Origin of the sequence: Rhizobium bangladeshense (assembly GCF_001662075.1) — a bacterium.
GTDB classification, from domain to species: Bacteria; Pseudomonadota; Alphaproteobacteria; order Rhizobiales; family Rhizobiaceae; genus Rhizobium; species Rhizobium bangladeshense_B.
The window spans coordinates 120380-132125 of the sequence record NZ_LYPL01000004.1; the positions used below are offsets into that span (position 1 = coordinate 120380).

Annotated in this window: 12 protein-coding genes; 6 read left to right on the top strand and 6 right to left on the bottom strand. The window is 57.2% G+C overall.

All coding sequences use genetic code 11. The features are described 5' to 3' along the window. Window positions 1-22 precede the first annotated feature (22 nt). Genes A7X77_RS10460 through A7X77_RS10470 form a run of 3 tightly spaced genes read left to right on the top strand, consistent with a single transcriptional unit; the run spans window position 23 to window position 2711 of the window. Window positions 23-328: a hypothetical protein gene (locus A7X77_RS10460; protein WP_245268488.1), complete on the top strand. Its 306-nt coding sequence runs from the start codon at window positions 23-25 to the stop codon at window positions 326-328. A 3-nt stretch (window positions 329-331) separates the two neighbouring features. Further along, on the top strand, window positions 332-724 hold the full coding sequence (locus A7X77_RS10465; RefSeq protein ID WP_029875132.1) for a hypothetical protein: 393 nt from the start codon (window positions 332-334) through the stop codon (window positions 722-724). Then, window positions 690-2711, top strand: coding sequence for a relaxase/mobilization nuclease domain-containing protein (locus A7X77_RS10470; protein ID WP_064682872.1), 2022 nt, complete (start codon window positions 690-692; stop codon window positions 2709-2711). The genes A7X77_RS10465 and A7X77_RS10470 overlap by 35 nt, the downstream gene beginning before the upstream one ends. Here A7X77_RS10470 and A7X77_RS10475 read toward each other — a convergent pair. Beyond that, window positions 2708-3385: a hypothetical protein gene (locus A7X77_RS10475; RefSeq protein WP_064682873.1), complete on the bottom strand. Its 678-nt coding sequence runs from the start codon at window positions 3383-3385 to the stop codon at window positions 2708-2710. The genes A7X77_RS10470 and A7X77_RS10475 overlap by 4 nt on opposite strands. Before the next feature lie 346 nt (window positions 3386-3731). On the opposite strand from A7X77_RS10475, the gene A7X77_RS10480 reads away from it, so the two are divergent. Both A7X77_RS10480 and A7X77_RS10485 read left to right on the top strand, forming a co-directional pair. Further along, window positions 3732-5342: an RcgA family putative transporter gene (locus A7X77_RS10480; RefSeq protein ID WP_064682874.1), complete on the top strand. Its 1611-nt coding sequence runs from the start codon at window positions 3732-3734 to the stop codon at window positions 5340-5342. Then, window positions 5332-6369 (top strand): RcgR family putative quorum lactone hydrolase, encoded by a 1038-nt coding sequence (locus A7X77_RS10485; RefSeq protein WP_064682875.1) that lies wholly within the window; start codon window positions 5332-5334, stop codon window positions 6367-6369. Before A7X77_RS10480 ends, A7X77_RS10485 begins: the two co-directional genes overlap by 11 nt. A gap of 315 nt (window positions 6370-6684) precedes the next feature. Here A7X77_RS10485 and A7X77_RS10490 read toward each other — a convergent pair whose 3' ends face one another. The 3 genes from A7X77_RS10490 to A7X77_RS10500 are packed head-to-tail and all read right to left on the bottom strand — an operon-like array spanning window position 6685 to window position 9392. Continuing rightward, window positions 6685-7719 carry an SIS domain-containing protein gene (locus A7X77_RS10490; RefSeq protein WP_245293725.1) on the bottom strand — a complete coding sequence of 345 codons (1035 nt, stop codon included), beginning with the start codon at window positions 7717-7719 and terminating at the stop codon, window positions 6685-6687. 30 nt (window positions 7720-7749) lie between these two features. Then, window positions 7750-8514, bottom strand: a complete 765-nt coding sequence (locus A7X77_RS10495) for a GntR family transcriptional regulator (RefSeq protein WP_025397857.1) — start codon at window positions 8512-8514, stop codon at window positions 7750-7752. Continuing rightward, window positions 8511-9392: an N-acetylglucosamine kinase gene (locus A7X77_RS10500; protein ID WP_064682876.1), complete on the bottom strand. Its 882-nt coding sequence runs from the start codon at window positions 9390-9392 to the stop codon at window positions 8511-8513. Before A7X77_RS10500 ends, A7X77_RS10495 begins: the two co-directional genes overlap by 4 nt. A gap of 435 nt (window positions 9393-9827) precedes the next feature. Between A7X77_RS10500 and A7X77_RS33865 the strand changes: the two genes are divergently transcribed. After that, window positions 9828-10010 carry a nuclear transport factor 2 family protein gene (locus A7X77_RS33865; RefSeq protein ID WP_245293726.1) on the top strand — a complete coding sequence of 61 codons (183 nt, stop codon included), beginning with the start codon at window positions 9828-9830 and terminating at the stop codon, window positions 10008-10010. 71 nt (window positions 10011-10081) lie between these two features. Here the strand turns inward: A7X77_RS33865 and A7X77_RS10510 are convergent, their stop codons facing one another. Both A7X77_RS10510 and A7X77_RS10515 read right to left on the bottom strand, forming a co-directional pair. After that, complete coding sequence (locus A7X77_RS10510) at window positions 10082-10822, bottom strand: inositol monophosphatase family protein (protein WP_064682877.1); 741 nt, start codon at window positions 10820-10822, stop codon at window positions 10082-10084. Then, window positions 10819-11742 (bottom strand): sugar phosphate isomerase/epimerase family protein, encoded by a 924-nt coding sequence (locus tag A7X77_RS10515; protein ID WP_025397861.1) that lies wholly within the window; start codon window positions 11740-11742, stop codon window positions 10819-10821. The genes A7X77_RS10510 and A7X77_RS10515 overlap by 4 nt, the downstream gene beginning before the upstream one ends. Between the last annotated feature and the right edge of the window lie 4 nt (window positions 11743-11746).

The following is an 11746-nucleotide window of genomic DNA, read 5'->3' on the forward strand; positions in this document are numbered from 1 at the left end:
GGAGGAAACTGCAACCTCCTATATGCCGACCAATATCGACCTTGAAATGCTAATGCCCGATGAGGCTCCTGAAGAGCAGGATGAGCGCGTCACGCCGAGCGTCAGTTCACCGGAAATACGCACTCCGGACAAAAAACGACGCCGTGAGCGACTGGCCTCCAAGGGCGCCACAGCGGCAGGCGAAGCCACGAAACGCAAGCGTATCTCGCTATATCTCGATGACGACGTGCTGACGAAGATCTTCCAAGTTTCGTTGGAGCGTCACGAGCAACTGTCCTCCGCGACGCACCGGCTGATTGTCGAGGCTCTGAAGGCGAGGGGGCTGTAGTCGATGCGCGAACCGGCCATCATGTTCCGGCTGCCTGCTCAGGTCTTAATCAACCTCGACGCCCTTGCCCGCAGGCTCGATGTCTCCGTCAACATCGTCGCCAAGCTCATTGTCACCAGGGAGATCATGCACATTCCGGCGATGCTCGAGGAGCACGACCGGCAGCTGGCAAACATGCACCAGTTTTTACGAGATCTCGCCTTCCGGAACGAGGAGTTCCTCTCGGAGGAGAGTGTGCATGCCGAAAGTACCAAAGCGATCGCGCATCAGCTCGAAGAAGTCATGAGCGCTCTTGATGCCATCCGCGACGCTGCCTTCATCCGGCCGTCCACATTTATCGCCGATCTGATCAGGAGCCACGATGAACGACCTGTCCAGAAGTCGCTCCGCATCTAGACCCGGAAGTCGTCGGCTGCCGAGCTATTTCGATCTCATCGAAGACGAGCTGCGGCGCCGCGGGGGTGGTGGCGGTGGATCGGCGAAGCGGTCGACGTTTACGAATTCCGGCTTGCCCTCCGCCAAGCATCCCGGAGCTGCTTCGGCGTTCAGCCGTGCGGCCGGCAACAATGCGGTCGTCGTCAAGGTCTTGTCTTACGGGGCCGGCGCGAGTTCGGCCCGCAACGTCCTCGCCTACCAAAGCAAGGAAGAGAAAGCGCGCGACCAGGACGGTCGCGAGGTCACCGATCTCAATGCCGCCGTCCGGTCCTGGGAGAGGGAGTTTGGCAACCGGAAAGGCAGCCAGGACATTCTCCGTCTGACCTACGAGCTTGAAAAAGCCAACCGCGAGCACTTAGGGCGCGCTCTCGCTTCGCTGGCGGAGGATGGGTTCCGTCAGCCGGGCGACGGCGATCGAACCTATGTCTTCAGCGTCAGCGAGGGTGTGAAGGGGCAGACCCGTCTGCAATTTGCTCTGGTAATTGCCCACGAGAAGAAGGACAGGTCGGATCGAAGCAGCGCCAATCGTATTCCTGCAGAAATCGATGATGTCCGCGCGATCGATGAGCGACTCGACAAGGTATTGCGCGGCGCCGGTATTACTCCGGTTTCGCGCTATCCCGCTGAATGCTCCTCCGGGCCTAAAGGCCTGACCGCCACCCTACATGCGATGCAACGGGCAGGGGCGGAGGTAACGCTGTCGACGAAAACACACCTTAGAGACCGCCCTGGCAAGAGCGGCCGTTACGGGCGCGGCGCAGAACGGCGCGAAGTCACGACCAAAGACCACAAGGAATTGACGGCCGAGGGCAAGGTCGTCGGTGCTCTCATGCAGACCCGCCAGCCGCGGGACTTCATGCACCTGTTGCTCTCGGGGCCGGCCAACGTTGATCGCGACCGGTTCATCCTGGCGGGCCGAGATTTCCTGAGGGAGCAGTTTGAGGGCCACCGCTACGCCTATGCCGTCCATAATCGCAATGATCTTGAAAAGCATCCGCACCTGCATGTCATCGTTGCGCTGCGCAACGCGAGCGGAAAGATGCTCAACCCCAATATCCGCGACTTCACCGAATGGCGGGTCCGTTTTGCTGACAAGGCGCGGGAGCGCGGCATCCCGATCGATCGGCAGAAGCGCCTCGAACGTGCTGGCCCGCCGCCCGTCAAACGATGGGAGTGGGAAATGTTTCGCCGGATGGGAGCAACGGCGCCGTCGAACGTCGTCGAAAAGGTAATGTCCAAGCTCCGCGACACGCCGACGGCGCCGAAGCGTGAGGAGGCCAGGACGCGGTTCGACCAGAGCCGGCGTTCGGTCGGGCACGTCATTCGCATGCTGGATGGTATTGCCAAGGACCGCGGTGCACCGAGCACCGCACGAGAACTCAGCCAGGATCTGTCCATCGGGCTTCGGCGCGAATATGGGCGGCTTAAAACAGCGGTCCGCGAAGGCCGTGATCCCACACGAGAGAAAGGCGAGGACCACATGCTGCGATCCACACCCATTAGTGCCGCGCAAGCAAAGGCGGCGAAGGAAACGCTGGCGAACACCGCGCTCACGGTTGCCGCGAAGATTGCCAATCCATCTGATCGGCTGATCTTCGAGCAGGCGACGAAGATCATCGGCAAAGTCGTCGGGCTGCAGCTCGACTCACGCGTTGACAAGAATCGAGACCGAACGGAGTCTGGCAGGGATAAGCGGAGTTCGGATAGCCTCGAAACCAAGTCGGCTGCCGGTCGCGATCATATTGCGGAGCAGGGCGTGGTTAATAGGAGTTCGAACAACCGTTCTCTCGACGCATCGCGCATCGCCCGGTCTAATGCGGAGCATGACGCGCCGGAAACAGATCGTTCGAATCGGGAGCGCCCGAAACCCCAGCAGCGGGATCGCGACATACCAAAATCGATCAAACTTCGCCCGCCTCAGGAGAAGGACAGGGACCGCACCCGCTAACCCTGCGAACCGCACTGTTGGCCACAGTTAAGCTCTCCAGCGATGGACCAGCCCAACGTCGCCTGGATCTTGGCGCGGAGTCGCTGGACCTCCGTGGCTTCAGGCGGAGACAAATTGGGGACACGCTTTAGGGCCGCACCCTGAGCGGTTCCCTCGCTTCGGTTGTTGAAGTAGTCGATTACCGAGACACCCGCATCGTCGGCAGCGAGGCTACCAGCGGTCGAGCTGCCGATGAAAACGGTTTCCTTCCTGCCGATCCCATACCGCTCCATAACTTGGAAGATCGCTCCGGCGCCAGCCTCCTGTTGCCGATCCGCTTGGCGCTGAAGGCCGGTTCCGCTTGCATGTGGGACGTCACTCCATGTCACCCAGAAATCCGGCATGGCACATCTGATGCTCAGTAATGCGTCAAGCAATTCGGTCAGGGTTGCGAATTCTGATCTTCCATAGGCACCCGCGTCCATCCCACGCTCGTCCGAAATAAAGCCGAAACGAGCATTGAGGTGTCGCAGATGCCTTAACATTTCAACGAATTCTTCGTTGATATCTCCGAGCATGTAATCCCCGGAGGGACTAGTCTTTCTCAGGAGGGTGCCATCTCTCTCAAAAATGACGAGGCCGGTTGAACCGATCCTCCTAAAGATCCTGTCTGCATATTTTGCATGATTGTTCATTGGCTAAATTCCAAACCTTGAAGCCAGCTTCGCCATCACACGACTTCGAAATGACGCGCAGCTTCCTCTTGGGGCCAGTCGGTGGCGATTGTCGTCGTTACCCGGTTATCGGATGGGAAATCAGCGCGTTTCGGTGAGGAATCTCCGGCGTTCCTACAAGCGAGCGGCAAAATGGCTTCCTCCTCTCACTCGCTGCTCATCTGTTCTGAAATCAGCATCCCAAACTTCAAAATTTTGCTCCTGATAGTAGAATCGCTATGCAGTTGCGTGTAGTTGCGATACCCGTTGATCGGGCACAAACGCACGAAATCTACCGAAACGAAACGAAACCAGAGCCGGTAAGCCATTGCCAAAGAATGGAAAGTTATTTCTCCCTCCGCCGAAAGACGGAAGTGATTTCAAAGAACTCTTCAAACAATTGGCCGCGGCAGGAGCGGGCCGGCCGTTGGGAAGTGATGGCTTTCCCGCAGGCCCGTGGACGCCGGAACTTCTCGCTGAGGCGATTTCACACATCGATTCCAACCGGACCGGGGTCGATCTACGAACGGTCCAGCTTTGGTTTCAAGAAAATGAGAAGGGTATCAGCACCACCAATATTCGTTGGCTGGCAAGGGTCTTCGGGTGTGATGATCCGGTAGCAACAAGCGAATGGCAGATGGAGCTAAGTGCGGCGCAATCTCGCTTAACGGCGAAGAGGCGAGGTTTGAAGAAAGCGGGAAGCAGCCCCGCGGCAGAGGTTCCAAATCTGGCACGGAATGTCGTCGATGAGGAGATGGAGTCGCCGGCAAAGCTGGAAAGGGATACTGAGGCTAATCAGCCGAGCCGACGTTTTAATTTGGCGAGGAGGTCGGAGGCGCTATTTAGCCGCGGATCTACCTTAGATCTACCAGCGTCGGTGTTTGCGGGTGCCACCGCCCTTGGGTTTCTCTCGTATATTGTGGGGATCCACAACGCGACTTACAATCGGGCGGATGGTCTCGTCAAACAGGTAGGTTTCCTCTGGGCGCCCAATTGGACGTTCCTCTTTATGGTGTTCTTGCCACTGTTTTTTGCGTTCGTCATAGAGTTGCTGTTGTTTTGGAAAAATGAAGGACGCTTACGGATTGTAGCGGCGGGCAATCGTGTGGAAAGCGACGCCGCCTGGGCCCGAAACGTAGATGCTTCTTCGTATACATATTGGGCGGTCTTTATCGTCTGCGTGTTGTTCGCCGGTGTGTTTCAATGGATCGGTGTGTGCTTGGTCCCGTTGGTAAAAGGCGGTGGCAACTATGCGATAGATTGGGGCAAGTTAGCGCTCGTGCGGCCCGAAGTCATATCGGTGCCGATGGAGATTGTATTCACGGCGTTCGCTTATCTCTACATGTGCTTGTGCTTCTATCTCTTCTTCGTAGGTCTCATTTTGCTTCATACGATGATTAATGACCTTTGGAAAATCGGAGGAGCATTGAGGAGCCGGCCGCGAATTGATTATCAATACCATGTCCATGAAATCGGCTTACGGGTGATGCGCGGAATTTTTCGGTGCACTGTTTTAGGTCTTCTGATCGCCGTATGCATGAAGGCCCAAAGCTCCTACTTGGCGTCGAATGGAAAGAACATCGTGGCTTGGCTGCTTGCCGATATGTCGTCAGCTTTGTATGAGGGCAAAGACATGGGCAAAGGATTCAGCTACAGGATGCCGACCCACTACAGCAGCCTTCTTATCGCTATTTCGACGATTATCGTTTTTCTTTACGGTTCTATCCGTCTAGGTGCCGGAAGCCGATTTCATTTTCCCATGTGGAAGATGTCAGCGGCAGTAGGGTTACTTTTTACCAGCTACCTGCTGATCGACGCATTTACAGGCTTTTCGATCCTTCTGTGCCTTGCAGTGCTGCTCGCGATGTACGGCCTCATTGATCCAGAGCTTGGGCGATGGAGGGCGAGCGACTGGGGAAGCAATCAGAATGTATCATAGTTGGCTTGATCGTTGGGATGAGCGGCGGGCAAGGCGCGGTGAGGAATCCAAGGAAATAAGCGATTTCGTCCTTGATGCCAACCTCGCCTTCGCACGCGCCAAGAACATAGGAAGTATCGGCGAGTTTTGTGTCCTCGCGGACCAGGCCGCGGCTGATCCAGCCTTTTTCGATGAACCGAGCGGGGACGATCAGCATTTTCAACGGCAAGACGGGTGGATCAAATTTCCGTCGGACATGTCCACTGGCGTCGAAGAGAACAATGTAGTCTGGGCAAAAATCACAGAAAGCGGATCCTTCGATCAGGCGTTGGTGATTTTTAATCACTGGAATGCAAGTGCACGCAATCGTCAGATCGCCAACTTTTTCTCACAGCGTGGAATCACGGTTGTCGAGATCGCTATGCCTTATCATTTCGAGCGCAGCCGTTCCGGGTCCGTGTACGCCGATTTTATGCTTAGCCCTAATCTCGGTCGAACCATCCAGTCTGTACGGCAGGCGGTATGGGACGGGCGAAAACTCATTCGTTGGTTGAAAAGCGAAGGCTATCGAGAGATTTCTGTTCTCGGTATGAGCTTAGGTTCCTGGGTCGCAGGCTTAATCGCTGCGCGCGACTTGGCTGTGTCAAAAGCCTCGTTGTTTCTTACAGCGGGAAGTCTCGCGGATATGGTTTGGACAGGGCGCGCGACACGACCGATACGTGAAAGCCTTGAACCCGTTATTGAGCTGACCGATCTCAGAAGGGCGTGGGGTCCGCTTAACCTAGAGAATTACGCGCACAATTTGGCAAGGACCGATCTCGAACTTCACGTTGTGTTGGCTAAGAGGGACAAGGTCGTTCTGCCAGAGATATCACAAGGGTTCATGCAGAGGCTGAAGGCCGCCGGAGCTAGGCCAAACATTTTGGAATTAAACTGTGGTCACTATTCGCTCGGCATGCCGCCTTACATTTTGTTGGCTGGCTTGAGCCTGAAACGGTTTCTGTCGTTCCGCCAGGCTCAGGGCTCATTGAACAAACCCAGAAGATGACGGTTGTTGCGATCCAGATTTCCGAGAAGAGGATTTCCACACGATACTGACGCTCGGTTCCGTGCGAAAATCAACAATGTTTGGATCCGGCTCTTTCCTATCAACAGGGGTGGTGGTGGGGGACGGTGCGGTGTTCGTTCCGACAGTCGGCTCGCGGGAGAGCCATGAATAGGTTGTTATGTTATAACGTATCGCATAAGCAGATTTATGGAACTGCCACGAAACGTCTATCGATTCTGGCCCGACAACGAGGACGGCATCGTCATGCCATTCCATGCTGTCGAAGATCCGAGCGTTCTTTATTCAGTTTTGAACTCATCGGGTTTCCGTAACCTTCTTCAGGTTTGCGGGTGCATCCGGATTGTGACCTCGCGAACGTGACCAGGCTTCGACGAACACGTAAAATGGCAGAATCAGCACCAGTGCATCGGTGATTGCGTGGCCGGTCTCGACCAAGGGGAGCGGCTTTGCCTTTGTCCCAAGTGTCGACGTGATGTGGACGAAAGCGCCTTTGGCAACCAGTTCGTCAGCCACGGCTGCTATGGAACCCTCCGCAGCATCGCGAGCAGCAAGCGCCAGTATCGGGAAACGCGTGCCGACGATTGCGAGCGGTCCGTGCAGGACTTCGGCCGCGGAAAAGGCTTCGGCATGAATCCCGGTCGTTTCCTTGAACTTCAATGCCGCTTCGTTGGCGATCGCCAACCCCGGGCCGCGACCCAGCACGTAGATGGATTCGGCTTCATCGGCGTCGGCGGCAAATTCCCGCCAATCAAGTTTCGCAGCGGCGGCAAAGTGCCTCGGTAAATCCGCCACCGCCCGCTTAAGCGCAGAATCCCCGGTCCACTCAGCCAGCACCGCAAGGCCTGCGACGACGGAGTTCACATAAGACTTGGTAGCGGCGACCGCATTTTCCGGACCGGCTAGAATGTTGAGGGAATGTTTGCAGGCGTTCGCAAGCGGTGAGGGGAGCGTGTTCGTCAGAGCGATCGATGTGGCGCCCGCGCGCGTGGCTGTTTCCGCCAGGGCGACAATGTCGGGGCTTTTTCCAGATTGCGAGATCGCGATGGCTGCGCCGCGACCAAGTTTGAGCTCGGTGCCGTAGATTGACGCGAGCGACGGTCCAATCGAAGCCACGGGCAATTTCGCCGTGAGCTCGATCGCATATTTCAGGAACAAGGCGGCGTGGTCGGACGAACCGCGCGCGACTGTGACGACGAATGCAGGATCCTTGGCGCGCAAAGCTGCGCCGGCGGTAGCGAAGTCTTCGACTGAGCGATCGAGTAATCTGGCAGCAGCTTCTGGAATTTCGTCGATCTCTCGGCGCATGTTCGTCTGCACGGTGGCCTGCATGATAGCATCCTGTCTTGTGGGAAGAGTGGTTCAGTTATCGAGAAAGGTGAGCTCGGTGACGAAGCCGTCTGCATCGCCTCGATAAAGTGAGCGGGTGAATGCAATAGCGCGGCCCGAAGCAAGGTAGGCAACTTGCTTCGTCAGGAGACCGGCCGCTCCAATCGTGACGCCGAGCATGCTGGCGTCCGGGTCTTTGATGTTGCATGCGAAAATGCGCTGGATCGCTCGGACGGGTCTAAAGTTTGCGTCCGCGAGCGTTTTGTAGATCGAGGAGATAACGTTAAGCGCGTCGGGCAGGAACTCCGACGAAATGCATGTGCGTTCGATAGCAAGCGGCCGGCCCGCCAAACTCCGCAAGCGTGTGAGACTAGCAACGCGACTGTCGCCGGACAGGCCGAGTGTCATCATCTCCTCTGGTGACGGATAAGACGTGCTGCGCTCGATCCACTCGACCTCCCCGTTCGATCCATGCCAGGAAACGTCACCTGCCAATGAGTTCACGCGTGACAGAGGCTGATCTGCGCGGACCGCTGATCCGGCAACGAAGGTTCCCGAGCCAGGCCGACGGACCAGAAACCCGTCGCGGACGAGATGGGCGATTGCTTTGCGGACTGTGACACGGCTGACGCATACTTGGTCGGCCAGCTCCCGCTCGGGATAAAGAACGTCGCCTTGCTTGAGTTTACCCGAGAGGATTGCCTCTTCAATCGCCAAGCGAAGCCTATGGTAGAGTGGACCGGCTCCGCCGATGTCTATGCTCCATCGTGGAAGCACGGCCGCAAGCCTGTCACTCATCCGACCGCCTTCAGGCGCCCGAAACGCGAGACCGCTAGGGCTACGGCCCCGGTAAGCGCATCGCCCTCAGCTAAGGCCATGAGATTTTGATGTCGTGGGGCGATCCAGGACGAATAGAGCGGCCCCAGTCCACCGAGAAGGCAAATCTTCTGTGTTCCTCGTGCGACGAGGCAATCGAGCGCTTCATCAACAGAAACAGCGGCTTCTTTCAGCAGGCGCGTGGCAACGCTATCGCCCTGTTTGGCATGTTCGAATACTCGTGGCGCATAGCGGCCGAAGGTGCCGGGCTTTGCCTGTCGCGCGAACTCGACGATATTTCTCGGATCGTTCCTGAATTCCGCAAGGACGGAGGCGCTCACCGCCGACATCTCATGGATGCCGTCATGAGCCAGTAGCGCTTCTTGTAAAAGCGCATGTCCTATACGAGCGCCGCTGCCAAGGTCGCCGACAGTAAAGCCCCATCCGCCGGTATAGGTTACTGTGTCGCGCTGGCGTGCGATGTAGATCGTGCCGGTTCCTAGGATGGCGACGGCGCCGTCGTTATCGCCCAGCGCACCCTGTAGCGCGATCAACCCGTCTGAGACGATCTCTGCCTGGGCAAAGGGCAGCCTGTTCTTCACATAGTGAACGGCGTCCCCGACATTGTTGCCCGCGACGCCGAGAACTGCCCGCGCTGAGGCGATACAATTCTTATCAAGACCTGCCGCGTTGATAGCCGAACGGGTTGCGTCGGCAATGTTATCGAGTGCCGTATTTGGATCGGAAAGAATGTTGGCTGGGCCTGCTTGTGCCCGCCCAAGGATACGCCCGTCAGGACCGGCCACAGCGGCACGGCAGCTCGTGCCGCCGCCATCGATTCCAATCAGATAGACTGTCATACGCCCGTTCCTTAGAGGGGATGGTGCACGCAATGCCAATGCGTCCAAGCTGCTTCGGAGAAATAAGTGCGTGCGTCGCACAAACATACCGGATTGTCAAATGGAAACCGGGTAAGAATGATGAGGTACCCAAGCTCAAGGAACTTGCCGAATGCCCTGTGATGTCAATCCATTCGACGCTGACGCGGATCGCCATGCCATCTGGGAGATGCTCGTGCGCAAAGACGTTGACGGCTTTGTCGCCCAGGATTGGGCGGTCTTTGCCCCATCTTTCAAGTTTGACGGCTTTTGCGGACTGGATGCGAGGGGCTCCCTCGATCCCGCGGGCTGGGAGGTTCGGTTTCCAACAGTCGAAGCCTACCGTGACGCCTGGCTCGCCGATGCCCAGCGCTCAGCTTCGACCCGATACGCCGAAGACCGCAGAGATGCGCAAATATGCTCGACATCCGCGTGGAAGGGCAAACGGCTACCGCGAGAAAGACATTCAATGACAAAATTTCCCTCGAGGATGGCGGCTTTCAGGCATTGAACTGGCAGTCGGTGTTCTTTTGCACGAAAGAAGAAGGCGCCTGGAAGATCAGCGGTTTTGTCGGCTTCCTTCCGTTCGCGCCCGGCTGAGGAGCACAAGTTTTGAAGTCGTTCCGCAGGGCTAACCTTTTGCTCCGTCTGGTCATGGGATTTTTCATTCGTTATCGGGGTTGCAACTCCGCGCCTGCGATAATCGAGACCTTTTGATTTATTTGGTCAGGAACAATAAGGGAGGGCTTCTTTGCTGCAAGGCAAAGGACATGTCCGGCCGCACAATCCCAGAGGTTGGTCCCGTATTCAATATATCCGGCGAGCCGACCCGTCGCGACAAGGGCCAGGGCAGCTGCGCAGCTACCGAGCCTGACGACATGGTACCCGGCAGCCTCGATTTCAGCTTCTACCTCTACTCTACGCTCCGTCGGCCATACCCGGTTTCGGCCAGTCCCAAAGGCTGCGGACACGTTCGCCTCTATCGTCTGCAAAGGCCCATCGACGTTAAGAGCGCCGTCCGATGCGGCCCACAAGATGGTTCCAAGCGCAGGCAGAGCGACTGCGCCGAGCACAGGCTTGCCCGCCAAGACGTAGGCGATCGAGACTGACCAAACCGGTATCCCGCTGATAAAGTTGGCGGTACCGTCCACTGGGTCTATAAGCCAGTAGTCGCCTGCCGCATCACCGCCGTGTTCCTCGCCAACGACAAGGTAGCCTGGGACGTCGTCTGCAAGGAGTCGCCGAGCGAGGGTCTCGGCGTCGCGATCGACGGCACTGACGTAGTCGGCGGGTCCTTTTGTCTCGACTGTCCATCCTTCCCGACCGTGGAACCGTTCAAGCGTGAACGCTGCTACCTTTGACACGACCTCGTGGAGAGTTGCGAGACGAGCGGTAAGCGCATCCGGCGTCATGCGCTTTTCCTCGCACGCGCCTCGGCGACCATCTCCTCAAGCTTGACGGCAACGCTGTGCGCGCGGCGATAGTATGCGGATTCTGGAATCCCATACCGATCCATTGGTGTCTCGAAGTTGAGCGGCGTCTGGTAAGGAGTTGCTGCGATCGCCGAGATGATGGTGTGCCAATCCAACCGGCCGTCGAATGGCAAAAGATGGTTGTCCATTGCTCCGAAATTGTCATGAATATGGGTAGCGATGAGACGATCCCCGAAATGCTCCAAAACGCTGAGCTTGCCTGGCTCGATCAGTTCCCAGTGGCCACAATCGAAACAGACGCCGATGAACTCCTTGCCGTATCGAGCGAACAGGCGATCATAGAGGTTGAGGAAATTCTGGGCGTTGGCGCAAAGGAGAGTTTCCGCGGCAATCTGCACGCCCTTTTCGACGCAGTAAGGCCTGATCTCGTCGAGAGACTGGAACAAGGGATCGAAGAACTCTCGTTCGGCGGCTTCGCTGCGGAACACGTTGTCGGTGATATCGATGTGCAGAACCACGTTGGGGGATTGGAACGCGGCTGCCAGGTCGATACGGTTACGCAACAGCTCTACGCCACTGCGGCGCTGCCATTCATGCGGCGACAGCAAGTCTTTGCGCATCTCCATCGCGAAAGGGCTAGGGTTTTTGTGGCCGATCTCGGTGATCGGATTACGGCCATTGCTGGCATGAACCGAGTGCACCTTCAGCCCGGCATCGGCCACGATCTTACTTGTAAACTCGATCTCGGCGTCGGCCAGCCAGTACGAACTGCCGGAGTCGGGATTCCAGTTGATGTGTGTGAAGCCAGCTTCCTTGATCAGGGTGAGCGAGTTGCGAATGCCTTCGTCGTACCAACGCTCCTGGTGCGGCCAATGCCAGATGGTGATGCAGGTATCCAATGGT